This window comes from Pseudoalteromonas sp. A3 (genome assembly GCF_025942345.1).
In the GTDB taxonomy this organism is placed as follows: Bacteria; Pseudomonadota; Gammaproteobacteria; order Enterobacterales; family Alteromonadaceae; genus Pseudoalteromonas; species Pseudoalteromonas atlantica.
Map to the genome: position 1 here is coordinate 1 of NZ_JAPCKL010000002.1, position 23,804 is coordinate 23,804.

General features: G+C 40.5%; 20 protein-coding genes and 1 pseudogene. 12 read left to right on the forward strand and 9 right to left on the reverse strand.

All coding sequences use genetic code 11. The annotated features are described in order from the left end of the window. Positions 1 to 240: 240 nt before the first annotated feature. A complete protein-coding gene (locus OIZ54_RS03105; protein ID WP_264389688.1) occupies positions 241 to 672 on the forward strand; it encodes a DUF4198 domain-containing protein in 432 nt (143 codons plus the stop codon). Positions 673 to 695: 23 nt separating this feature from the next. Further along, the gene (locus OIZ54_RS03110; protein ID WP_154945732.1) at positions 696 to 1,862 is read left to right on the forward strand and encodes a lipase family protein; all 1,167 of its coding nucleotides are present in this window, start codon (positions 696 to 698) and stop codon (positions 1,860 to 1,862) included. Between the two features lie 14 nt (positions 1,863 to 1,876). Here OIZ54_RS03110 and soxR read toward each other — a convergent pair whose 3' ends face one another. Next, entirely contained in the window at positions 1,877 to 2,338 is a 462-nt protein-coding gene (soxR, locus tag OIZ54_RS03115) for a redox-sensitive transcriptional activator SoxR (RefSeq protein WP_024032854.1), read from the reverse strand. A 77-nt stretch (positions 2,339 to 2,415) separates the two neighbouring features. On the opposite strand from soxR, the gene OIZ54_RS03120 reads away from it, so the two are divergent. The 5 genes from OIZ54_RS03120 to OIZ54_RS03140 all read left to right on the forward strand — a co-directional run bounded on the left by OIZ54_RS03120 (position 2,416) and on the right by OIZ54_RS03140 (position 6,346). Beyond that, complete coding sequence (locus tag OIZ54_RS03120) at positions 2,416 to 2,889, forward strand: flavodoxin family protein (RefSeq protein WP_029773641.1); 474 nt, start codon at positions 2,416 to 2,418, stop codon at positions 2,887 to 2,889. A gap of 64 nt (positions 2,890 to 2,953) precedes the next feature. Continuing rightward, positions 2,954 to 3,466 carry a DsrE family protein gene (locus tag OIZ54_RS03125; RefSeq protein WP_264389689.1) on the forward strand — a complete coding sequence of 171 codons (513 nt, stop codon included), beginning with the start codon at positions 2,954 to 2,956 and terminating at the stop codon, positions 3,464 to 3,466. After that, positions 3,466 to 4,089, forward strand: a complete 624-nt coding sequence (locus OIZ54_RS03130; RefSeq protein ID WP_264389690.1) for a GDSL-type esterase/lipase family protein — start codon at positions 3,466 to 3,468, stop codon at positions 4,087 to 4,089. Before OIZ54_RS03125 ends, OIZ54_RS03130 begins: the two co-directional genes overlap by 1 nt. Before the next feature lie 126 nt (positions 4,090 to 4,215). Further along, entirely contained in the window at positions 4,216 to 5,766 is a 1,551-nt protein-coding gene (locus OIZ54_RS03135; protein ID WP_264389691.1) for an EAL domain-containing protein, read from the forward strand. Positions 5,767 to 5,824: 58 nt separating this feature from the next. Continuing rightward, a complete protein-coding gene (locus tag OIZ54_RS03140) occupies positions 5,825 to 6,346 on the forward strand; it encodes a hypothetical protein (protein ID WP_054981684.1) in 522 nt (173 codons plus the stop codon). A gap of 33 nt (positions 6,347 to 6,379) precedes the next feature. On the opposite strand, the gene OIZ54_RS03145 is transcribed toward OIZ54_RS03140, so the two are convergent. Continuing rightward, on the reverse strand, positions 6,380 to 8,629 hold the full coding sequence (locus OIZ54_RS03145) for a TonB-dependent receptor (protein ID WP_264389692.1): 2,250 nt from the start codon (positions 8,627 to 8,629) through the stop codon (positions 6,380 to 6,382). Between the two features lie 279 nt (positions 8,630 to 8,908). On the opposite strand from OIZ54_RS03145, the pseudogene OIZ54_RS03150 reads away from it, so the two are divergent. The 4 genes and pseudogenes from OIZ54_RS03150 to OIZ54_RS03165 all read left to right on the forward strand — a co-directional run. After that, a pseudogene (locus OIZ54_RS03150) lies at positions 8,909 to 9,919 on the forward strand (LacI family DNA-binding transcriptional regulator); the annotation flags it as partial. Positions 9,920 to 10,083: 164 nt separating this feature from the next. Beyond that, positions 10,084 to 11,322, forward strand: coding sequence for an MFS transporter (locus OIZ54_RS03155; RefSeq protein WP_264389693.1), 1,239 nt, complete (start codon positions 10,084 to 10,086; stop codon positions 11,320 to 11,322). A 16-nt stretch (positions 11,323 to 11,338) separates the two neighbouring features. Continuing rightward, on the forward strand, positions 11,339 to 12,841 hold the full coding sequence (gene treF / locus OIZ54_RS03160; protein WP_264389694.1) for an alpha,alpha-trehalase TreF: 1,503 nt from the start codon (positions 11,339 to 11,341) through the stop codon (positions 12,839 to 12,841). Between the two features lie 171 nt (positions 12,842 to 13,012). After that, on the forward strand, positions 13,013 to 13,702 hold the full coding sequence (locus OIZ54_RS03165; protein WP_096042767.1) for a response regulator transcription factor: 690 nt from the start codon (positions 13,013 to 13,015) through the stop codon (positions 13,700 to 13,702). 130 nt (positions 13,703 to 13,832) lie between these two features. Here OIZ54_RS03165 and OIZ54_RS03170 read toward each other — a convergent pair whose 3' ends face one another. From OIZ54_RS03170 to OIZ54_RS03185, 4 genes are read right to left on the reverse strand one after another with little or no spacing between them, the layout of a single operon-like run. Next, positions 13,833 to 14,606, reverse strand: a complete 774-nt coding sequence (locus OIZ54_RS03170) for a CsgG/HfaB family protein (RefSeq protein ID WP_264389695.1) — start codon at positions 14,604 to 14,606, stop codon at positions 13,833 to 13,835. Continuing rightward, positions 14,606 to 15,031 (reverse strand): curli assembly protein CsgF, encoded by a 426-nt coding sequence (locus OIZ54_RS03175; protein WP_004587047.1) that lies wholly within the window; start codon positions 15,029 to 15,031, stop codon positions 14,606 to 14,608. Before OIZ54_RS03175 ends, OIZ54_RS03170 begins: the two co-directional genes overlap by 1 nt. Beyond that, on the reverse strand, positions 15,021 to 15,419 hold the full coding sequence (locus tag OIZ54_RS03180; RefSeq protein ID WP_126009353.1) for a curli production assembly/transport protein CsgE: 399 nt from the start codon (positions 15,417 to 15,419) through the stop codon (positions 15,021 to 15,023). Before OIZ54_RS03180 ends, OIZ54_RS03175 begins: the two co-directional genes overlap by 11 nt. A 37-nt stretch (positions 15,420 to 15,456) precedes the next feature. Beyond that, on the reverse strand, positions 15,457 to 16,959 hold the full coding sequence (locus OIZ54_RS03185) for a curlin (protein ID WP_264389697.1): 1,503 nt from the start codon (positions 16,957 to 16,959) through the stop codon (positions 15,457 to 15,459). A gap of 571 nt (positions 16,960 to 17,530) precedes the next feature. Between OIZ54_RS03185 and OIZ54_RS03190 the strand changes: the two genes are divergently transcribed. Beyond that, positions 17,531 to 20,032 carry a S8 family serine peptidase gene (locus OIZ54_RS03190; RefSeq protein ID WP_264389698.1) on the forward strand — a complete coding sequence of 834 codons (2,502 nt, stop codon included), beginning with the start codon at positions 17,531 to 17,533 and terminating at the stop codon, positions 20,030 to 20,032. Between the two features lie 255 nt (positions 20,033 to 20,287). Here the strand turns inward: OIZ54_RS03190 and puuE are convergent, their stop codons facing one another. The 3 genes from puuE to guaD are packed head-to-tail and all read right to left on the reverse strand — an operon-like array spanning position 20,288 to position 23,802. Then, a complete protein-coding gene (gene puuE, locus OIZ54_RS03195; RefSeq protein WP_264389699.1) occupies positions 20,288 to 21,226 on the reverse strand; it encodes an allantoinase PuuE in 939 nt (312 codons plus the stop codon). Position 21,227: 1 nt separating this feature from the next. Beyond that, entirely contained in the window at positions 21,228 to 22,433 is a 1,206-nt protein-coding gene (locus tag OIZ54_RS03200; protein WP_054981689.1) for a urate hydroxylase PuuD, read from the reverse strand. Positions 22,434 to 22,437: 4 nt separating this feature from the next. Beyond that, a complete protein-coding gene (gene guaD / locus OIZ54_RS03205; RefSeq protein WP_264389700.1) occupies positions 22,438 to 23,802 on the reverse strand; it encodes a guanine deaminase in 1,365 nt (454 codons plus the stop codon). Between the last annotated feature and the right edge of the window lie 2 nt (positions 23,803 to 23,804).

Here is a 23,804-nt window from a genome sequence, read left to right on the forward strand (position 1 = left end):
ATAATTAGATTAGTGATTGTTTTTTGATTAAAAAACATGCAGTATAATTGTACCTAATTAGACCCCTACTTTTTCAGCATAAATATGGCTGGTGTAATTAATTAGCCATATATATTAAGTAGTTTATAGCTAGGCCTTGGGAGAGAGTTTGCTTTGTTTTTATCGCGCTTAAAAATTTTTGTATTGGTAATAGTCTCTATTGCCGTTGTTTTTTTTACTACATCACAGGCTTGTGCAGATATGTTTGGCTTTTTTAATAAACAAGAATTTTATTTATCGGCTCCAGTAAAAGGGCAGTTATTAGATAATGGGCAGCCAGTTGCAAACACTAAAGTGATGCGCTCACTTACCTATGGCGATGAATACGTTGATGAAACCACAACAGATGAACAGGGTTATTTTACCTTCACAGAAAAAACAATAAAAACAGGTAAACCTTCTAATATGTTTGATAACGACTCGTTGGTTCAACATATTTATTTAGAAAACGGCACGCCAGAAGGGATTGTTTTGTGGTACACACTTGTTTCAATTCATGAAGATAGCGATACACTCAAAGCGCTTCTTGCACACTTAGAGTGTGATATTGGCCAAGAGCCACAAACTTACGATATTCCAATTAAAGAAGATACAAGCCACACTTTTGCGATATACACATCATGTAAACTTTAACTATTTATTTAAAGGGAACTTATATGAATACTTTGACACCCACTCAAGCCGTACAATTAGCAAACCTTGCTTATAAAGCAAAAAGTATTAAAACCACTAATTTACTCAATCGCACACTTCATGCCTCTTTGCGCGACAATTTTAACTTTTCTGTTAACCCTGGCGCAGTACAAGGGATAACGGGCAGCTTTTTTTCTCATTTATTTAATTTAAGCACGGGCTTTGCTTTAGTAGGGCATGGGCTTGGCGCGTATGAGGGCGATTCGGTTATAACTATTCGGGGGACTAACTCGCTAAGAGATGGATTAACCGATGGGCACTTTGGTGTGAGTGGTGGGTCAAATGGCAGTATGGTGCATGCTGGTTTTAATAAGACTTTTTATAGTATGAAGCCTGCGCTGCAAGAGTTTATAGCAGCGAATATTCAAGATAAAGTGACTGGTTGCGTTCATTTAGTTGGCCACAGCTTGGGTGGTGCGTTAGCGACGCTTTCTGCTGATTGGATCAAAGCTGAGTATTCACTTCCTGTAAAATTATATACGTTTGGTTCGCCACGTGTTGGGCTTGAAAACTTTTCTCGCGCAGCAACATCTAGAATCGATAAAATTTATCGCTGTACACATGGGGCTGACCCAGTGGCTAAAGTGCCTTTATGGCCTTTTTCGCATGCTCCGCACAATGGCCAAGAAATACGTTTAGATAGTGGACAAGGTTTAAAAGGTGCTGCTCATACTCTTGCTGGTACGCCTGGCTACTTAAACACTGCCAATAGCAATAATTGGAACAACTTAACTATACAAGCTAATCACTTTTTAAACATGCCTGTGCGTTTAAAATTTGAAGACAGAAATCAAGCATCATTTACCTCACATTGGGCAGATAAACTAGGTGCTGCATTAATTACCCTTTTAAAAGATGCAGGCTATTACAGCGCAGTTGCTGCCCAAGCAGCTATTGGTACTGGGCTCACTTTTTACGATATGTTGGCGCGAACGCTTGATAAAATAGCTAAAGCGTCAGCCTCGTTTGCAACACAAACCTTAGGTTTATTAGGGCATATGTTAGTGTTTGCAGGCAAAGTAATTAGTAAAGCGGTGGAGCTGACTTATAGCTTTATAAAATCTGTTTTCGACTCAACCCTAGGCGCTTTATACAGAGCTGCAAGAGAAGGGCTTAGCGGCCTAGACTAACCTTAATTTAAATCTCAATCTCGCTCTAACAAAATAGCACCACTTTGGTTTTCGCCTAAGTGGTCGTTTTTGTTATACATAGGGCACTTACTCATAGATAAACACCCACAACCAATACAGCCATCTACGCGGTCGCGTAGGCGCTGCATATACGCTATGCGCTCATCAAGCTGTGCTTGCCATTGCTTTGAAAGGGCTGACCAGTCTTTTTGTGTGGGAGTGCGCTGCTCTGGTAATGTGGCCAGGGTGTGTTTAATTTCATCAAGCGTTATTCCCATGGCTTGTGCGGCTTTTATTACCGCTATACGGCGCAGCACATCTTTTTTATAGCGGCGTTGGTTGCCGCTATTTCGCCAACTACGTATGAGTCCTTTTGTTTCGTAAAAGTGTAGGGTTGATACTTTTACGCCGCTGCGCTTAGCGACATAACCTACGGTTAGGTTAGCCTCGGTTAGTTTTTTTTGATCTATTGGCATTGTTTTAAATTCCCGGTTGACCTCAATATAACTTGAGGTTTTAAGCTTCTTTCAACATTAAAAAAGGAGCTAACTAAATGCAACAAAAAAATGAGCGTAGTACTGTTATTATTTATTCAAGCGCACGTAAAAATGGTAATACGCAGGCACACGTTAACAGCTTTGCTGAGCAAAACGATGTAAGGATAATATGTTTAGATGATTATAAAATAGCGCCGTACTGTTATAACAAAAACTATAAAAACGATGATTTTTACGCTGTATTTGAAGCACTGCTAAAGTATGACCACTGGGTGTTTGCCTCACCCGTTTATTGGTACAGCACCACGGTACAAATGAAATTATTTATTGATAGAATAACCGACTACATGGACGATGAAGCATTAAAACCAAAGTTACGAACGCTGCGTAGTAAGCATTTTTCAGTGCTTTCTAATGCGTCATCAAGTGAAGCGCCGGCGTGTTTTGTAGAGCAATTTAAAAATACGTTTAGTTATTTAGGTATGCAGTTTATTAATCATCACCATAAAAGTACCCAAAAGGTTGCTTAAATTGCAGCCTTTTTTGGTTGTCTCTGGTAGTTTAGTAATACGCTTAAAAACACAGGATTGTTTTATGAAATATTTACTAGGGTTAGTGCTGCTTTTTAGCCCGTTTATTAATGCTAATGAGCAACCAATTAACGGGTTTGGTAATTATTATAATGTACCAAAGCATGACAAAATTAATAGCTCTACGGTATTTAAAATAGCATTTGATGTTGCCGATGGCGCTAAAAAAGGCGAGCAAAATAACTCAATAAATTCGTTAGCGCGTTTTATTAATATGCATGTAGCGCATGGTGTAAAGCTTAAAAACATTCAACTTGCATTAGTTGTGCACGGCAGCGCGAGTGTTGATGTGTTAGCTAATAGCGAATATAAAAAACGCTTTAGTGCTGACAATAAAAACCACTCTTTAATCAAGCAGCTACTTGCTAATAACACTCAGGTGTATGTGTGCGGGCAATCGGCAACTCACTTTAAAGTAACGCCTGAATTGCTCATTGATGGCGTGAAAATGTCGCTTTCTGCGATGACCGCGCACGCACAACTTCAACAACAAGGCTATACACTTAACCCATTTTAATGACGCAAATAACAAAAAATATACTCTGCTTTGGCGACTCTAATACGTGGGGTTTAAATCCCGAAACAGGTAAGCGCTATGATGAAAAGACCCGTTGGACCGCGCGGTTACAGCAACAGCTAGGCAGCGGCTTTAGCGTAATAGAGTCGGGGCAGCCAAACCGTACGCTTGTGAATAACCCGCCTTTTACGGGGGAGCTTGATGGTATTCGCTATTTAAAACCCGATTTGCAGCAACACGCTTTACACACGCTCATTATTGCACTTGGCACTAACGATTTAAAAAAGCGTTTTAACTTAGCCCCAACAGATATAGCCACCGGCCTTACGCATTTTATTGGCTCTATTAAACAATTTTACTCGCCTGCTAATTTACCGAACATAATTGTTATTGGTCCTTTATTTATTAACCCTCAGCATGGGTTAAGCCGTATTTATTTAAACTATAATCAAAAATTACAACCCTTAAACGCTCTCTTTAAACGTGTAGCACACGAGCACGCGCTTAATTACGTTGATATATCACACCTTAACGCCCCCCTAGGGAGTGATGGTATACATTTAAATAGCCAAGGCCATAAGCAGCTTAGCGATATACTCAGCCACCTGGTTTTGCAATTATAATGCAAACAAATCAATAAATTAAAAACGTAATTTGCTTTAATTATTTTACAAGCTTGATTGCTTTTATGCCCAGATATGCAATTATTATTGCACCTGACTCACACACAGCTTCTTTAAAAAGGTGTTATGAAACAATATCAACGTAGGTCTTTAATTGCAGTATTAAGCGGTGTCGTGGTTTTTATTATATGTGCTAGCACACTGATGTACTTTGCTGCACAAAAGCTAAGTAGGCAGTTAGCGCGAGATTCAAATTATATTGTTCAACACATAGATGCTGCCGCAACAGAACGTAGAAAAATTTTAACCCGCCTAAATAACGCAAACGCTAAACAATGTAATAACAATACATTGATAGAAATGCGCCGCGCGTTGTTTGATGCACAATACGTGATAGATATTGGTTTTTTTACAAATAATGAGCTGGTTTGCACCACCGGTGCTGGAAAGCTGGCAGCTACAATTACCGATAATCCTCCCGACTATATTCGAATTGATAAATACGATAATAAACCTGTGCGCGTAAGGTACGAACCGCAATTGTATTTGCTTTTGTTTAGTGGCCGAGCAATGGAAGTGATAATTGTAAGGCAAGGTAATTACAATTTAATAGTCGATACGCGTGCTTTTAACGATAAAGTAATTGTTTCTCCTCAGTGGGAAGTACTTTATAAAAACACGCGCGAGACGTTTCATTTAGCAGGGGCTAAAGGGGTTTATGAGCAGGTAAAAAATCACTCATTTTTACCTTATGAATCAATTATTAAATGCAGTACTAATAACCCCGAGTACTGCGCAGCCGCACAACTTCCGTGGAGCCAATTTTTTGCTGATAATCAATTTTTATTGATTATTTCGCTTATTTTAATTTCGTTAGCGGGTGTATCGAGTGGACTGTTAATTGACTATAGCTTAGCGGCTAGGCGCTCAACTATCACGCGTGTGCGCAAAGGCCTTAAAAAAGGCTCATTTTATTGGACCTACCAACCCATTATTTGTTTGCAAACGGGTAAAGTGGTTGGCTGTGAGGCGTTAGCCCGTTTTGAAGATAAATACGGGGTTTTATTTCCTGATCAATTTATTCCTATTATAAGAAAAACCAATTTAACGTGGCGCTTTACCCAAGCCATGATTGAAAAAGTACTTTATGAGCTAACCACCGTTGAGGCATTACCGCGCAATTTTAAAATTTCTATTAATATTTTTCCCTATGATGTAGAAACAGGCAATATTGCGCTTTTAAAAGGCATACCTGCACTCACCGATTCGCGCTTTATTATTTGTTTAGAAATAACAGAAGACGAATACTTAGACTCAACAGTTGCCCATACCCACTTTAAAAGGCTGGTTGAGGCGGGCTTTAATTTATCGATAGATGATTTTGGTACGGGTTACTCTAACTTAAAAAATCTACAAAACTTGAGCTTTCATCAGCTTAAAATTGACCGCACTTTTGTACAAGATATAACAACACAAGGCTTAAAGGCATCAATGATCCCTAATATTATGGCGTTGGTACGTAAGTTTAACTACACCTGTGTAGCAGAAGGCATAGAAACAAATGAGCAAGAAGCCATACTAAAACAAGCTGGCGTACATTATGGCCAAGGCTGGAAATATGCCAAGCCCATGGCACTTCGAGAGTTTAAAGCGTATTTAAAATTGCAAACGGTTTAAACGTGTTTTACCTCATACACGTATTAGTATGATATTTATAACAGTGTAAGGTTTTAAAATGATTAAAATAATAGCCAGCGCATTTATGGTGTTAATGCTTAGTGCGTGCTCAGCTCAATACCCAAATCAGCAAATTACCGGTAAGCAGTTTCCTACCATTAGCGGCCAAAGCCTAGATGAGAAAAGCGTAACCATACCGAGTAATTTTAAAGCCGATAAAACCTTGTTACTCATTGGCTATAAACAAGATAGCCAATTTGACATAGACCGTTGGTTAATTGGCTTAGACATGACAGGGGTTACATTACCCACTTACGAACTGCCTACCATAGCAGGTATGGCCCCGCGTATGTTTAGTACATTTATAGACAGCGGTATGCGCAAGGGTATACCAAAAGAGCTGTGGGGCGGGGTAATCACTATTTATGAAGATGGTGACACTGTGCAAAAATTTACAGGTAATAAAAACCCAAACAATACTCGCGTTGTTTTAATAGATAGCAAAGGTAAAATTTTACATTTTTACGATAGGGGCTTTTCGGTAGAGGCGCTTAATAAACTAAACGAAAAAATAAAATAAAGGGAGCCAAGCTCCCTTTAGTATTAAGTGTGTTTAAAACGCATAACTTACACTAAAGCGCGTAGTGCGTGGCATAATATAGCGGCCATTTGGGGCATCGGCATTACGTGGGTCGCCCTCTGTTATACCTTGCTCATCCGTTAAGTTATCAATGGCCAGTTGTAGTTTTATGCCTTCCATAGGTTCTAAAATTAGGCCTAAGTCTACTTTTTCGTAGCCATCAAGAGTCACCGTGTTTTCGTTGTTACCAAAGCGGTCATCAACAGCCGACAGTGTGCCATATAACGTGGCATACATACCTTGTAGCTCAAAGTCGTAGCTAGGTGTGATACGCACTTGCCACTTTGGCTGACGCTGAGATTCATTTCCTTCATTGGTTGGGCTTTGCGTTATTTCGGTTTCTTGTAGTGTGGTATTTAAATTAACCGAAAAACCCGACTGATGATTAAAGTTATAATCAAGCTCAACACCGTACGCTTCGTTTGTTAAAATTTCTGCAGGTACACCTGGGCGGCGTACAAATGTATCGCCCTTTACTTCGTTAACAAACAAGGTAGCGTAAAAGTCTGTAGAGTCAGAAATTAGCTTGTAGCCAAATTCGCCTTGGGTTACTTCTTTAATTAGCTTTTCGCCGCCTTCATAAGCGCTAAAGTTATCTCTAAAGTCGTCAAAGTAAGGCATTTTATAACCACGGTTTACGCGTGCAAATACACCCATGTCATCGTTTATTGAATAGTTAATCCCCGTTGTCCACGATGTTTTACTTTCATCATAGTTAACTGTTTTGGTAATAATTCCATCAAGGTCTTCATCAACACTGTATTCTACTTCATGACTTTCGTGGCGCACGCCTGCATCTAAGGTAAAGTCCTCGGCAAATTTGTATTGAGCTGTTACATAAAACGCATGGGTGCGCGCATCACCTGTTGAGCTAATATCGTAGTTAAAATCGCAGCCATCAGTGCTTTGATTACACTCAATGCCAGTTAGCGACTCGCCGCCTGCTTCTAGTACGTGGTAAGCCGTATTACCTAAACTCCACCAATCGTTTGCCGATGTACTGGCTGTGTAGTAACCAAACGTGGCTGATAAATCATCAAATTGCTTTGAAAACGCTAAATCGTTTGTAAATGAGCTAATTTCTTTTAAAACAACCCAGCGGCCAAGTTGTTGTATTGGGGTGTCGCTTGCGTACTCAGTATTGGTTACTGCACCAAATGCGGTTTGCCCGTTATCGGCAACTGCACCAACCGTGGTTGCTGAGCCACTTGGCACCAACCCGTATGTATTGGCATCCCCTTTAGTTATATTAAAGCGGTCAGAAAATTGCCAACCATTATCAAGATCTAGTTTAATGCTACCGCCTGTTACGTGGCCGTCCCAACCTCGGCCATCCCCTAAGTCAATATCATGTGCTTGTGCATCAGGGCCTGTGAATATTGTTGCTTGGCGGTTTAATGTGCCAAGTTGAGTATATTCTGCGTCAATCCCTTCAATATTAAGGGGGGTAGGTAAGTACCATGCACCATGGTCATCTGTTTGACGGGTATAAAAATTAAGCTCGCCGTTATCTAAATCTTTAGTGATATTAATGGTAAATTGGCTGCCTTTCTCAGAGGTAAAACCTGCATCACGAATACCCGGAGAGCTTTTTACATACCCGCCAACCATAAAGTATAAATCGTCAGTAATTTCACCACTAATAACAGCATCTACTCGTTGTAGGTCGTAATCAGATGTTGTGTATTTAAATAAGCCTTCGGTGTCTTCACCACCGCGCTTTAGCCTAAAGTTAGTTGTTAAACCCGGTTGGCCGTTTGATAAAACAGGGTTCGGCCCACCGCGTAAAGCCTCCATGGTCTCAATCGTTTCATCAATTCTAAAAAGTGAAGAGTTTTCTAAAAACGATAATGTAGGGGCTGGGTAAACGGGTGACCCTTCAATACTTAGTGTTAAAAATGGGGCGTCACCGCCGCCAGGAAAACCACGTACAAATACATTGGCACCAGATTCACCCCCTGAGCTTTCTACCCAAACCCCAGGTACGGCTTTAAACAGATCGGCAGTGCTTTTAGGTGAAAGTTTAATAATTTGTTGGCTATCAATATTTGTAACAGCGTAGCCTGCATCTATTTTTCTGATGCCGACCCCGGTAGGCGTGCCCGAAACAACAATTCGCTCTACCTTGGTTTCTTGTGCTTGCTCTTGTGCAAAGGTGGCGTGTGAGCTCAAGGCTAAAGTTATAGCGCACGCTAATGTACTTTTTGCTTTATTGAATGTCATGTGTGATCCCGTTTTTAGTGTGTTAAACAGTGTGTTTTTTACTGCGCTGTATACAAAGTTTTTATGTAAACAGGCTGTATATGATGAAACCTTAAAGATTAATGCAAACGTTTGCAATATTTATTTGTAAATTATTTATGAATTATATTTGTAGAAATATTGAGCGTAAAAGCCTAGGTATGGCTTTTTTAGCCTGTGAGGCAAGCCAGAAAAAATTAATAATGCTATATTGTCAGCTAGTTACATTAAACATTAGTTAATACAACGCGGCTCAGGGTTTTCATGGATAACAAAAAAATAAAATTAGCTGATTTAGCAAAGCTGGCAGGGGTGTCTACCTCTACGGTTTCGCGTGCTTTAAATGACAACCCGTTAATAAAACAAGAAACACGCGATAAATTAAAACAACTCGCTAAAGAGCATAATTTTAGTTTAAACACCGCTGCAAGCCGCTTGCGAACGCAAAAAACAAATGTTGTTGCTGTTATCATTAACTTAGATGAACAAACCGAACAATCGATTAGCGATCCATTTTTACTTAAAGTGGTTAGCGAAATTAATCTTGCACTTAATCAACAAGGGCTAGAGCTTTTATTGTCTAATTCAATAATGGCACAGCACGATTGGGCTAATTACTTTATTAATGGTCGAAGGGCCGATGGTATTATTGTGGTTGGGCAAGGTAAAGATCAGCGCAATATAGAGGCGGCTGCTAAAGCGGGGATCCCTTTGGTTGTGTGGGGAGACCCTAAAACACCCAGTAATTACCCTATTGTAGGCAGTGATAACTACCTAGGTGGAATGCAAGCCACTGCGCACTTAATCGAACACGGTGCAAAAAATATTTTATTTTTAGGCGACCCAGAGCACGGTGAAATTAGCGAAAGACACCGCGGTTATGTGGCTGCGCTATCTACGCATAAACTAGAGCAGCACGTTGTTTCTATTGATATTACTAGTAGTTCGGCGTATCAAGAAATTAATAGTCTATTACGCGAAAAAGGGCTCTACTTTGATGCAATAATGGCTTGTAGCGACATGGTTGCCTTAGGTGCAATGAAGGCGTTAAAAGAGCGCTATGTCAGTATCCCTAATGATGTTGCATTGGTGGGCTTTGACGATATAGCAATGGCAGATATTAGCCATCCGTCGCTTTCAACAATTAAACAAAATACTCAATTAGCGGCTGAACTTTTAGTTAAAAAGCTTATGCAACAATTTATGGGTCAAAAAGTTGAATCTCAAGTTATTGATATAGAATTAATAACTCGCCAATCGAGTAAACGCTGATTTATGAATGGTAGATACAAATTTTAAAACTTAAAATGCAAACGATTGCATTGATTTTTATTCTACACTAAACTCAACGTTCACTGACACAAACACACACGCTAATTACCCAAAGGTGTTAGCTTTAATCATTATGGCGCACTGCGTTATAAGTAAGGCAAGCTATGAGTAAAACAAAAATCACACTAGCAATTGCTGCAAGCTATTTTATTTTCGCAATATTATTAAATAGCGTAGGAACAGTCATTTTGCAGGCAATAAATACACTGGGCGTTAGCAAAACTGAGGCGTCTGTTTTGGAAGGGTTTAAAGACTTATCAATTGCGATAATGTCTTTTGTTGTTGCCTCGTTCATTCCTAGATTAGGGTATAAGCTCGCAATGTTAGGGGCTTTAGCGGTCGTTGCATTAGCGTGCTTAAGCACCGCACTGATCAGCGAATTTTATATGTTTAAAGTGCTATTTGCAGTGATAGGCTGTGGCTTTGCGGTAGTCAAAGTTTCTGTTTATTCGATTATTGGCCAAGTAACCGAAGATGCGAATAGTCACTCGTCACTTTTAAACACCATCGAAGGCATTTTTATGGTGGGTGTATTAAGTGGTTATTGGATTTTTACCGCCTTTATAGACCCAAGCCAAAGCAATGCGTGGCTCAATGTTTATTACGCGTTAGCTGCGCTTACTTTAATTGTATTACTAAGTGTTGTTATTGCACCGATTGCGCCTGCAATCGATAAAAATAAAACTGACTCTAGTTTGAGTGACTTTATAGCCATGCTTAAATTAACGTATCAGCCCTTGGTGCTTATTTTTATTATAAGTGCATTTTTATATGTCCTTATTGAACAAGGTGTAGGTACTTGGCTGCCAACCTTTAATAACCAAGTTTTACAACTGCCTGTGGCTATAAGTATTCAGTTAGCGAGTATTTTTGCAGCGGCGTTAGCGTTTGGTCGATTAGTTGCGGGGCAGGTACTGAAACACATTAATTGGTTTTTTGTACTGGGTGGATGCTTAGTCGCCATGGCATTACTTATTATTATAACGTTACCCCTAACTGAAAACCTACCTAATACAGCAATCACTAGCCTATTTGATGCACCACTAGCTGCATTTGTTTTGCCCCTCATTGGTTTTTTTATGGCGCCAATTTATCCAGTGTTAAATTCGGTAATGCTCAGCGCATTAGAAAAGCACCAGCATGCAGCCATGACAGGGTTAATCGTTGTGTTTTCAGCACTTGGAGGCACAACTGGTTCAATGATCACAGGCTACGTATTTGAGCATTTTAGTGGTCAACACGCATTTTACCTGTCGTTAATTCCCATTAGCTTAATTTTTATAAGCGTGATTATTTTTAAACAGCGCACTCGCGCCATTTCTCAGCACGCTGCCAGCATATAATTGATTTAGGATTGTTATGAATTTTTTTGAGAGCCAGTTATTTAAAGATGTACAGACCCAACATATTTTTGATGACTGTAAAACATTTGCAGATGCAACTGCACGAACCAGCTGGCAAAGTGCGTGTAAACACTACGAGCAAGTAGCACCGCTTAATCAAGCCCAATTAAAAGAGTTTGTAAATGCTCACTTTATTACGACCCCCTTACTACGTATGCAAAGTGAGCCAGATACCGCAAGTGTTAAGCACTACATTAACTCTTTGTGGCATGGTTTGAGACGGGCGGCTGATAAACCTAAAGCCGATTCTTTATTAGCATTAAAGCATAGCTACATTGTGCCTGGTGGGCGTTTTCAGGAAATATACTACTGGGATAGCTACTTTACAGCGCTTGGCTTAATTGATGCTAATAAACCCGAGATTGTTGAAGATATGCTGCAAAACTTTATCGACCTTATAAACGATTATGGGTGTATTCCAAATGGCAACCGCAGTTACTACTTATCGCGTTCACAGCCACCTATTTTAGCGCTTATGGTTGAATTACTATGGCAGCACGAGCACAGTAAAACCAATAATGTAGCATGGCTTGAAAAATGTGTTGATGCACTTGAAAAAGAGTATGCGTTTTGGATGCAAGGCGCAGAAGAGCTTACTAACGAGAAAACGGCACTAAGGCGAGTTGTAAAAATGCCATGCGGTGGCAAGTTAAATCGTTATTGGGACGATGAAGCAACCCCTAGGGCAGAATCCCTGAGAGAAGATCTGGCACTCGCAGAGGGCTTAGCTGAGCATAAAAAGCCCGACTTTTATCGACATATACGTGCTGCATGTGAATCTGGCTGGGACTTTAGTTCTCGCTGGCTAGCTGAGCCTAATTCACTTAGCTCTATACAAACGACCGATATATTACCCATTGATCTTAATTGTTTGCTTTATAACCTAGAAAAACAGCTTAGTAAGTTTAATAAGCTGCTAGGTAATAGCCAACAAGCCGATTTATTTAGCGACTACGCAGCAGCTCGCCGCACACTGATTAATAAATACATGTGGAGTGAGCAACAACACTTTTTTGTTGATTATAATCATCACAAAGCGAGTCAATCTAAGGTGTTAAGCGCTGCCGCCAGTACTGCATTATTTTTTAACTTAGCGTCTGAGCAACAAGCTCAACATATTGCCGAGCGACTAAGCCGCGACTTTTTAAAGGCTGGTGGCATAGTTACTACCGTTACCTCTACATCACAGCAATGGGATAGCCCTAATGGGTGGGCTCCGCTGCAGTGGTTTGCTGTTAAAGGGCTTAATAATTACGGTTTTAGTGATCTTAGTAAACGTATAATGCAAAACTGGCTAACAATGGTAGAAAACGACTTTTCTGTTAATCAGTGCCTACTAGAAAAATACAATGTGTGCGTGCCTCAATTAAAAGCAGGGGGCGGAGAATACGTAGTACAGCAAGGTTTTGGCTGGACTAACGGGGTTACCTCACGCTTTTATACGTTATGTGAAGACTGATCAGAGCAGTGTTTTATATGAAAATAATTCACTAATTTTCATTAAGTTATTGTAACTATTAATTAAATATTATTGGTGATTGTTTTATGCCGTGTATAAATAATGCCCAGGTGCATTGTAAGTGATTAATAAATTCGGTAGTGTGGTGTAAACATTTCAAGGACGAAATCTATGCTACAACCACACGCCGTTTTTGTAAAAACCACGTTTCAATCTTCTTTTCACTGTGAAAGCTACACAACTATATTAAAAACCATGCAAGCCATTTTTGGCGATATTAAAATGGACGACGTGATCCCTAAAAACGAGAAAAGGGACAAGTTTGATTTATTTTTAATTGATGGCGCTAAAAATAACTGGTTAGATTTACTGCCTGCCGACTTAATTTGCCTCGCTAAAAAGCATAAAGTTGTCTTATTTAATGTAGAGCCCAATGCCGTGTGCGAAAAAAACCTACTGTTAAATCATTTCAATGGTGTGTTTTATAAATCAGATGCACCAGAAACTATTTTTAAAGGGCTAGTTAGAATAACCTCAGGCGAGTTATGGTTTACGCGAAAGGTTATATCAAAAGCGTTTTCAGATATTCTCTCGGTTGCCTCTTCGTTTAATAGCCTACAAGAAGATATCACCTTAAAAAAAGGGGATTATGCGCACCTTACTAAACGTGAAAAATCGGTTATTCACTTAATTGCTCAAGGGGCGAGCAATAACGCCATTGCCGATAAACTTAATATAAGTGACCACACCGTTAAAACGCATTTGTACAGTGCCTTTAAAAAAACCAATTCTCGTAACCGTGTTGAATTAGCAAATTGGGCTCAGCGTTACATATCGGTTTTATTACCTATGGCTAAGTAGTTATAGCAATTTTTTAAAACACGATTGTTGTATTCACTCATACAAAAAAGACTACATCATGTAGCCTTTTTTGTTTTTAAATTATAGCCTTATACCAATTCGCTTAATTAAGTTTTATTGCGCATTGGTATTACGCTGCTTTTTGTGCCCACAAGCCTCTATCAATTCCTTTTGTAATTAAGTCTGTGAGTGCTTTTTCAATGGCTTGGGTTACACATATGCTCATCGGTTCGTTATCACTAAAGCCGGCTTCGGCTTCGGCTAAGCGTTTGTAGCTTACGTACCTAAAAAATCCTGCACGCATTTCCTTGCTAAGTACTTTTTTACTGGTGGCTACGCTAAGTAATACTTGGCCGGTGCGAACATCAACTGCGCGTAAATATATAGATATTGCATCTTCACGGTATAACTCAGAGGCGCCAATACCAAAGTATTCCATTCCTAAACCGCCTGTTTTTACATTGGTATCGTAGCTAATAATACCGCCTTCTAAAATTATTTTAGCGGTTGTTAGGGGCGGTAAATCTGGTTGGTTAGGGTTATCAGATTGGCCTGCACGAATAATTTTTCGCTCTGTTAAAATATTTTGTAAGCCTTCGCGTTCAACCGGTGTAAACCAATCAGACTCGTGCAGTGCTTGCACTAAAATAGAGTTAGCACCTTGCGTTACTGCAGTTGAAAACGAGCTAACATTAGTTTGCGGTTTGTATTGGCCTGTTTGATCTCTAAACGAATACACAGACACAGGGATACTGCCTACAGGTTTAGGTAAGTTTTTTAAATCACTAAATATTTCAGTGGGTTCTAATGTGGTGGCGACTTGCTGTGAGGGAGGGATTAAGTTTCCCATACTTGAGCAACCAGTTATGGCTAATAGAGTTATTGTTATGAGTATTTTGCGCATTATCCAAACCTCGGAACTTCGATTATCACGACAGAGTCATCTAATATATTGGTTATTTTTACTGTAATAGTGTCGGTTGTGCTGGTGATGACTTCTATTTGATAATCGCCACTCATGAATATTGAGTCTTGGTCAAATAGGCTGTCTTCAATTTCTTCGCCAAATGCCATATCGGTAATTTCTCTTACCATGCGGTTTAAATACGTGCGCTCTAATGAGTCTTGAAATTGCTCTGCGTAGCCTTTTTCGATGGTTGGGGCTTTGTGTTTGTTTTGCGCTTGCGCTTTACTAAGCAGCATAGTGGCATTGAGTGGGTTACCACCAAAGCTTGGGTTGATTGGGGTATAAATTATTTCAGTTGCCGAGGCTGAAAAACTAAGTGTTGTTATTATTATAAGTGCTATTTTTTTCATTTTACCATCCATTTACTGCCATATCGGGTGACGATGTTGCCATATTTGAGCGTGCCATCGCGTCTATTACAGTGTAAACAGCTTGCTCAACGCGTTCGTCGAGGGGCGCTAATCTACGTCCTAAATAGGTTACATACACGAGTTGGTTATTCATAATTAGCGAAAGCTTTGTGCCAGCTTTTGGTATTACTGTTTCTCTTATTTCTATATTAAAACCAGCGGTTGAAGGGAGATCTCGCCAGTAATTTGAAAATTCGTAATAAAATTGATGGCCAAAACGACTAATGCTTCTATCAAGCAGTAAGCCATCTATTTCTAGTTCTTGCGCAGCATTGCTTAGCGAAGAAAAAAACAGAAAAAAACTCAGTAGGTAGTAACGTAAGTGAATATTTTTTTTCATAGTAAAATGGGGAGGGTTAACCTCCCCACCTCAATAATTACATTTGCGTAATTGTTGCTGTATTGCCATCACCAATTTGCGTAACAGAAACCGTGCTGTCGTAGCCAATTACTGAGCCTTCAACAAGGTTATCGTTACCTACTTGAGTAACTGTAAACGATACGTTTTCACCGCCCACTAAAAAGGCTGACTGCTCAACGCCGCTTACCCAGTTACCTTCACCTTCTTGTGAAATATCTATACTGTGGCTACTACCTTCAACCATCATATCGACTAGGTTTAACATGCCATCTTGCGCAATATCGATTTGGTTATCGTTACTATCTAAAATACCTGCAAGCGTAACAACTGCCTCGTTTTGAGCACCACTTTGGGCAATATCAATATCGTTATTGTTTGATGTAAGCGATACATCAGGGTACGACGATTGCACCAGCATGACGTTTTCATCACCAGATTGAACTAAATCAACATCGTTACCTGTACCGTTAAAGTTAGCAAGGTGAACAGAGTTTAAGTCGCCAACTTGAGAGGTTGAAAACTCATTATCAGAGCCAATTACACCCATGTAAGATTCGTTAAAGTCACCGTTTTGTAGTGAAGTTAGCTCGTTGTTATCGCCAATTAAATCGGCTGTCATTAAGTTTTCAGCGCCAACTTGCGTTGCTGTCACTTCGTTATTTGCGCCTTCAAATAAGTTTGATTCAATTGTATTTAATGAACCTTCTTGATCTAAATCTATTTGGTTATCATCGCCAACAACAGCTGCAAACGTTACTGCATTTGTTAAGCCATCTTGCTCAATTTCAATTTCATTTGCATCACCAGAAATTGAACTAAATGCTACAGCGTTACGGTCGCCGTTTTGTTCAACTTCAAGCTCATTTTCATTACCTTGTAAGCTACTTACTTTAAAGGTATTCCAGTAGCCGTCTTGAAGTAAATCAAGTGTATTTTCATCGCCTGAAAGCATGGTGATTTCTGCTTCATGCCATTCACCCTGTTGTAAAGACATGATTTCATTTGCATTACCTTGCATATCCATGTTGTAGAACCAGTGGCCGCCGCTACCTTGCTCTACATCAATAAGGTTGTCATCACCGGTTACGATGTTAATCGCTTCGTTATTTACGAAAAAGCCTTGGCCAAATTGGCTAACAAATAACATGTTGTTGTTACCTGTTACCTCAGAAATAAACCCATTAGCAACGCCATCTTGCGAGTACACTTGCGTGTTGTTATCGCCAGTTGTTGTTACTTCGGCATAATTACCAAATTGGCTTTGCACAACTTCAGTGTCGTTATTGTTACCTGTGGTGGTAACAAGCATGGTGTTGCTGTCGCCTTCTTGATAAAGAAACGCGTTATTTTCATTTGAAGTTTGGCTGAGGGTTAAGCTGTTTTCTAGACTCTCTGTAGATACCTGTGTACTTAGTTGCGAGCTAGACACTGATTTGTTTTGTGTATCTGCGTGTGAGGCAAAGCTGGTACCGACTGCTAATGCAACAGCGCAGCTTAAAAGTGTTTTATTCAACTTCATTATTATTCTCCTTGAAATAGTAAAATCAAATACCTTAAGTGTTATAAATTTTAATAAGATATTTTCGCTCAGCATGCCGTGCTGAAATAATGGTGTGATCCACTGTTAATTTGATTTTGTAAATCGTTTGTTATTACAAATGCTAAGTTTAAGCCTGTCATTATTATTAAACATAAAGTGGCTAAACTTTTTTGTAAGAACACCTTCACTGTATTCTCCCCGGCGAAGGACTTAAATCATCTTTTTTTACCAATTTTATTTTTTATGTATTTCATCGAGTTATAAAAAAGTATCTATATAGGAACAAAGCTGAGAAGGAAAACTAGTAAAAATGTTTGGTCCTTAAAAAGGTAAAAATGGCGGGCGGTATTTCATAAAAATGACTGTGTTGTATGTTTTTTTGTTAATCAGTCTGGTTAAAAATGTTGATTTTTAGTTTTTTGTTATTTTTTGACTTGTGTAAATCCATATTTATTAGTTTTCTAGTTCTATGCCACGTGATCCTCTTGTATTTGAAGTTGTAAGTAAACTTACTTAGTACGGCTAAGTTAAACCAACTATGGATAGAACAATGAAAACAAAATTATCTATTATCACTCTTGCTTTACTCACGTGTTTAGCTGCTGCAAAACTACCTGATGCAGGTGTTAAACACCCTGTTGTAGCAAGTAGTGATGCAGTAATTGTTAAATACAAAAAAAATGCATCAGCACAAATGCGTAAACAAGCGCGTTCGTTAGTTAAAGCAAAAATTTCAGATGTAAACGCTGATGAAATTGATGATAACTATAAGTCTTTACTTTCTGGGCGGTTAGCTAAGTTTAAAATTTCGGGCATGAGTACTAAAGAAGCCATTGCACGCTTAAAATCTCACCAAGCGATTGAATACGTTGAGCCTGATTACCAAGTAAGCATTGCTCAAACGCCTGATGATCCGCGCTTTGATGAGTTATGGGGTTTAAATAACGACGGTCAAACAGGTGGTACTGCCGATGCTGATATTGATGCAGTAGAAGCATGGGATATTTCGACAGGTAGCCGCGATGTTGTGGTAGGTGTAATTGATACCGGTATTGACTATAGCCACAGCGATTTAGCTAGCAATATGTGGGTTAATAGCAGTGAAGTGCCTGGAGATGGCATCGATAATGACGGTAACGGCTTTGTAGATGACGTGCACGGTATTAATGCAATTACCAACAGTGGTGACCCTATGGATGATGAAGGCCATGGTACTCACGTATCGGGCACCATAGGCGCAAGCGGTAATAACGCAACAGGTGTTGTAGGCGTTAACCATGAAGTATCGCTGGTAGGGTGTAAATTTTTAGATGCTGCAGGTAATGGCTCAACATCAGATGCAATTAAGTGTATTGATTACATGGTAGGACTTAAAAATGCCGGTGTTAACTTACGTGTTTTAAATAATAGCTGGGGCGGTGGCGGTTATAGCCAAGCATTAGCCGATGCAATTGCCTCAAGCGAAGCAGCCGATTTACTGTTTGTAGCGGCAGCGGGCAACGACACCATAGATAACGATGTAAACCCGCATTATCCTTCTAACTACGAAAACGCAAGCGTGTTATCTGTAGCAAGTACGGATCAAACCGATAATATTTCGTGGTTTTCGCATTATGGTTTAACCAGCGTTGATATGGGCGCCCCTGGTAGCGCAATTTTATCTACTACACCAGGTGAGAGCTATGCGTCTTACTCAGGCACATCAATGGCGACTCCTCATGTAGCTGGCGCTGCAGCGTTAGTGCTATCTATTAACCCAGAACTTAACACGCAAGAGCTTAAAGAATTACTAATGAGCTCTGGCGATGCAAACGCTGCACTGCAAGGTGTAACGGTGGCAGGTACGCGTCTTAATGTTAACCAAGCACTTATTGATGCAGATCCTACACCTGGCTTTAAAATTTCAGCCGATCCACTTACGCAACAAATTGTAGCGGGCCAAGCTACAAATTATACATTTACCATTGGCTCAATTGCCCAGTGGGATGAAGAAGTAACGCTTGAACTATCATCAACATTAAGCGGCGCTTATTTGTCGGCTAGCACGGCTCGCCCTGGTGATGAAGTAATGCTTAACGTTGAAACCGACACTGATACACAGTGGGGTGAATACGAGCTAACCGTTACAGCAACAGCGGATGAAATTGTTAAACAGCAGTCAGTTAAATTAATGATTCAACCGGTAGGCCTAAACGACTTTACCTACAGCAGTAATGCAAGTGTTGATATTCCTGATAACTCGCCAGTGGGCGCCGTATCAGTAATTAATGTACCTGATGATTTAACTGTGTTTGGTACAATAGCTGATGTTGATATTACGCATACTTACTCAGGCGACTTAGTGGTTAAGCTAGTATCAGCACAAGGCACGCAAGTAACTCTACAAAGCAACGTGGGTGGTTCAAGCGACGACATAGTGAGAAGCTTTACATCTGAGTCATTTAACGGTGAAGTGGCAACAGGTGATTGGACGCTACACGTTGAAGATACCGCAGCAGCCGATACGGGTACCATTAATACGTGGTCTCTTACATTAAGCGCTATTGGTGAAGTTAGCCCACAACCACCGCGTGCGGGTTTTGATGTAGAAACACAAGGTTTAACCGTTAACTTTACTGATTCAAGTACGGATGCAAACAACGATATTACACAGTGGAGCTGGGAGTTTGGTGATGGTGCAACATCATCTGATCAAAACCCAATGCATGTGTATGCAGCCTCTGGTAATTATGATGTTGTACTAACCGTAACTGACAGCGAAGGCAATACAAGCACGTCAACGCAAACGGTTGTCGTAAGTGATGTAGAGCTTGAGCTTACCCTTAAACGCGCTAATAAATCTCGCCTTGATACTATGCGTGTAGATTTAAGTTGGGAACGTGTTGGCGCTGAGTCATTAAGCGTATACCGTAACGGTGAGCTGGTTGATACCACATCAGACAACGGCCGTTACCGCGACTACGTACGTGGTGCTACATTACCATCGTACGATTACCAATTATGTGTAACTGAAAATGTATGTTCTAACATCATTACAGTGTCATTTAACTAACTACTCCTAAAGTGACCTTAAGCCCAGCACTGCTGGGCTTTTTTTGTTTTACGATAAATCTAATAAGCTCTTAGAGTTTAGTTTTAACGGCTCACATCTAGGCTTTATTATACCAATGCGCATAATTAAATGATCTATTTTGAGGATGGATAAACGTGTTGATAGCAAGGCAAAAAAATTCGCTATTTAGTTGTTCTAAATGAGAATTTTTTAACGCAGATAGCGACACGTTTAGCCCCTGAAAATGATTAAGTACTATTGCGGATTGGTATTATACGGATGAGTTTTAAGCCAGTGCTCGGCGATTTGCTCGCGCGTGGCAAACCACACTTGCTCATGCGATTTAGCATATTCTAAAAACCGTGCAAGGGCTTTAATGCGCCCAGGGCGGCCAATTAAGCGACAATGTAGCCCTATAGACATCATTTTAGGGGCGTTTTCACCTTGTGGGTCGCCTTCTTCATAAAGCATATCAAAGGCATCTTTTAAATAATTATAAAACTGATCGCCGGCATTAAAGCCTTGCACAGCGGCAAAGCGCATGTCGTTTACATCAAGCGTGTAGGGCACTATTAACTGTGGCTTACCTTCTTTAATACTGTAAAAGGGTAAGTCGTCGCTGTAATCGTCGGCATCATATAAAAACGAGCCATTTTCTACCACAAGGGCTGCTGTGTTAGGGCTTGTGCGCCCGGTGTACCAGCCTGTGGGCTTTTTACCGGTAAGCGTTTGAATGATTTCAATGGCTTTTTGCATGTGCTCGCGCTCGGTTTGTTTATCTATATGTTGATAATTAATCCAGCGCAGGCCGTGGCTTGCAATTTCGTGCCCAGCTTCAACAAAGGCTTTAGCTACATCGGGGTGGCGCTCAAGGGCCATTGCCACAGCAAAAATGGTGACCGGTATATCGTATTTTTTAAAGAGTTTAAGTAAGCGCCACACACCTGCGCGCGAGCCATATTCGTAAATAGACTCCATGCTTATGTGGCGGTCTTCTACATGGGGAGCGCTGACTATTTCAGATAAAAATGTTTCGGCCGCTGCATCACCATGCAGTACACAGTTTTCACCGCCTTCTTCGTAATTTAACACTACTTGCACGGCTATACGGGCTTTATTAGGCCAATTGGCATGCGGAGTGTGTGCACCATAACCAATTAAATCGCGCGGGTAATGTTTAAATTGCTCGCTCATGTTACTGCTCCTTTTTTACTGCGCTAAGCCAAGTGCCAAGCATTTCACGCTCTGCATCAGTCATTTTTGTCATGTTAGCCAATGGCATGTCTTTGGTTATAACCGCGCGAGTATGAATAAGTGCACTGGCTTTTTTTACATCAGCAAGTGAGTCGAGCTTAAAGCCGAGCGGCGCGGTTTGAAAAAGCTTCGATGTAGGGGTTTCACTGTGGCACTGTGTACAGTGTTTATTAATAATATCCCATGCTTGCGCATCACTTATGCTTGCTTGTAGCTCATTATTCGCGTTTACAGAACTACTTGGCCACGGTGCTATGGCTAGCATTAACGCAAAAAACGCGGCAATACCGCTTATTAGCACTGAAGGCTTATTAACACCTTGGTGCTTTAAATTAAAAAAGTGGCGTATCCACATACCAATAATAAAAAAGCCAATAAGCACTAACCAGCCAAACTCATGGCTATAGGTATACGAAAAATGGTTACTTAGCATAATAAATATAACTGGTAGGGTGGCGTAGTTATTATGTACTGAGCACTGCTTTGCTTTTAAGCCCGGCGCTGAATCAGGAATGCGCCCAGCTTCTACTTCGCTTACCATGTAGCGCTGTGCAGGCATAATAATGTGATATACATTACCGGCCATACAGGTACCAATTAATGCACCAACATGAATATACACTGCGCGGTCACTAAATAGCTGATCAACCCCATACGTCCATAACGCTAAAAAGCCTACACCTAGGGCAATAAATGCCTTGCCATTTTCAACTAGCGGGCTTTTACACAATAACCGATAAACACCATAGCCTAAGCCTATAAAACCAAGTGATGCACCAATAGCTGCAAACTTACTGAGCTCACTTTTACTGGCATCGAGTAAATACACATCTGCGCCCACATAATATAACAGCGTAAATAACAGCGCGCCGCTGATCCAGGTTGTGTAGGCCTCCCATTTAAACCAATGTAGGGTAGAGGGCATTTGTTCTGGGCCATTTTGATACTTAGCCACTTCGTAAAAGCCGCCGCCATGAATAGCCCATAAATCGCCTTTTATGCCTTTATCTTGTTTCCATTGTGGCGGTGTTTGTAAGTTATTATCAAGCCACACAAAATAAAATGAGGCGCCTATCCACGCTATACCTGCTACCACGTGAAAGTATCTAAACACCAAATGAGCAAGCTCAAATAAATAGTTTTCCATCGGGTTATGCCTCTTCTAAATCGGGTGTAGGTGTGGCTGCAAACTGGGCTTGTTCGTCGCGTTTATACACGCTTTTACCCATAATGTAGGTTTGTTCAATACAGCGGTCGTCGCCTAGCATCATCATGGCAAAAAGCTGTTCGTGAAGGGTTTTGGCATGGCCAATTCTGAATTTTAAAAACGAGGTGGCCGCGTAATCCATTACAATAAAGTCGGCCTCGCAGCCTTCATTAAAGTTACCTATGGTGCCCTCTAAATCAAGGGCACGTGCGCCGCCTAGGGTGGCTAAATAAAACCCTTTAAATGCTGAGAACTTTTGACCTTGTAACTGCTGAATTTTGTACGCTTCGTTACCCGTTTGTAGCATAGAAAAACTTGTTCCTGCGCCTACATCGGTACCCATACCCACATTTATTCCATGCTCTTCACATCTCTTTAAATTTAAAAGGCCCGAGCCTAAAAATAAGTTAGAGGTAGGGCAGTGCGATATAGCCGCGTTGTTATCGGCAAGGCAGCACAGCTCACGCTCAGATAAATGAATGCTATGGGCAAATACCGAGCGTTTACGCACCATTTTAGCTTTCTCGTACACGCCTAGGTAATCATCAGCCTCTGGGAATAACCCTTTTACCCATTCGCACTCGTCTTTGTTTTCAGATAAGTGGGTATGCAGGTAGGTGTCGGGGTATTCTTCTAATAATTGAGTACATTTTTGTAGTTGCTCTGGGGTAGATGTGGGCGCAAAACGTGGCGTTACTGCATAGCTTAACCTATCAACATTGTGCCATTTTTCTATCAGTGCTTTTGATTGTTCGTAACTGGTTTGCGCGCAATCTGATAAGTCATCTGGGCAGTTTCTGTCCATCATTACCTTACCGGCAATCATACGTAAATTACGTTTTTGAGATTCGTTAAAAAACGCATCCACCGATTGCGGGTGCACAGTCCCAAATACCAATGCGGTAGTGGTGCCATTACGCAGTAGCTCGTCTAAAAAGCGATTAGATATATCTTTTGAATAATGCTCACAGGTAAACTTTTTTTCAGTGGGGAAGGCGTATTCGGTGAGCCAACTTAAAAGCTGCTCGCCATACGCGCCGACCATTTCGGTTTGCGGCAAATGTATGTGCGTGTCTATCATGCCGGGCATTACTAATTTACCATCGTGGCGAATAATAGTGGCTGACTTATCAATGCTTGGCAGTATGTCTTGCTCGTAACCAAGGTTAACCACTTTGCCGTTTTGAATAACTAACGCGCCTTTTTCAAAATAGCGATGTGCGCTTTCGCCTGTTATGGCGGGGTCGTCAACAAAATCGAGTATGTTGGCACAAATTACGGTCATTTTATTATTGTTGTGGGTGCTCATAA

What these genes read in the sequence shown, in the direction of transcription:
- OIZ54_RS03200 (WP_054981689.1), bottom strand. Translation starts at nt 22,433, where the DNA reads ATGGAAAACTATTTATTTGAGCTTGCTCATTTGGTGTTTAGATACTTT.
- OIZ54_RS03190 (WP_264389698.1), top strand. Translation starts at nt 17,531, where the DNA reads ATGAAAACAAAATTATCTATTATCACTCTTGCTTTACTCACGTGTTTA.
- puuE (WP_264389699.1), bottom strand. Translation starts at nt 21,226, where the DNA reads ATGAGCGAGCAATTTAAACATTACCCGCGCGATTTAATTGGTTATGGT.
- guaD (WP_264389700.1), bottom strand. Translation starts at nt 23,802, where the DNA reads ATGAGCACCCACAACAATAATAAAATGACCGTAATTTGTGCCAACATA.
- OIZ54_RS03140 (WP_054981684.1), top strand. Translation starts at nt 5,825, where the DNA reads ATGATTAAAATAATAGCCAGCGCATTTATGGTGTTAATGCTTAGTGCG.
- OIZ54_RS03105 (WP_264389688.1), top strand. Translation starts at nt 241, where the DNA reads ATGTTTGGCTTTTTTAATAAACAAGAATTTTATTTATCGGCTCCAGTA.
- OIZ54_RS03175 (WP_004587047.1), bottom strand. Translation starts at nt 15,031, where the DNA reads ATGGATGGTAAAATGAAAAAAATAGCACTTATAATAATAACAACACTT.
- OIZ54_RS03135 (WP_264389691.1), top strand. Translation starts at nt 4,216, where the DNA reads ATGAAACAATATCAACGTAGGTCTTTAATTGCAGTATTAAGCGGTGTC.
- OIZ54_RS03165 (WP_096042767.1), top strand. Translation starts at nt 13,013, where the DNA reads ATGCTACAACCACACGCCGTTTTTGTAAAAACCACGTTTCAATCTTCT.
- soxR (WP_024032854.1), bottom strand. Translation starts at nt 2,338, where the DNA reads ATGCCAATAGATCAAAAAAAACTAACCGAGGCTAACCTAACCGTAGGT.
- OIZ54_RS03110 (WP_154945732.1), top strand. Translation starts at nt 696, where the DNA reads ATGAATACTTTGACACCCACTCAAGCCGTACAATTAGCAAACCTTGCT.
- OIZ54_RS03125 (WP_264389689.1), top strand. Translation starts at nt 2,954, where the DNA reads ATGAAATATTTACTAGGGTTAGTGCTGCTTTTTAGCCCGTTTATTAAT.
- OIZ54_RS03170 (WP_264389695.1), bottom strand. Translation starts at nt 14,606, where the DNA reads ATGCGCAAAATACTCATAACAATAACTCTATTAGCCATAACTGGTTGC.
- OIZ54_RS03155 (WP_264389693.1), top strand. Translation starts at nt 10,084, where the DNA reads ATGAGTAAAACAAAAATCACACTAGCAATTGCTGCAAGCTATTTTATT.
- treF (WP_264389694.1), top strand. Translation starts at nt 11,339, where the DNA reads ATGAATTTTTTTGAGAGCCAGTTATTTAAAGATGTACAGACCCAACAT.
- OIZ54_RS03130 (WP_264389690.1), top strand. Translation starts at nt 3,466, where the DNA reads ATGACGCAAATAACAAAAAATATACTCTGCTTTGGCGACTCTAATACG.
- OIZ54_RS03185 (WP_264389697.1), bottom strand. Translation starts at nt 16,959, where the DNA reads ATGAAGTTGAATAAAACACTTTTAAGCTGCGCTGTTGCATTAGCAGTC.
- OIZ54_RS03120 (WP_029773641.1), top strand. Translation starts at nt 2,416, where the DNA reads ATGCAACAAAAAAATGAGCGTAGTACTGTTATTATTTATTCAAGCGCA.
- OIZ54_RS03180 (WP_126009353.1), bottom strand. Translation starts at nt 15,419, where the DNA reads ATGAAAAAAAATATTCACTTACGTTACTACCTACTGAGTTTTTTTCTG.
- OIZ54_RS03145 (WP_264389692.1), bottom strand. Translation starts at nt 8,629, where the DNA reads ATGACATTCAATAAAGCAAAAAGTACATTAGCGTGCGCTATAACTTTA.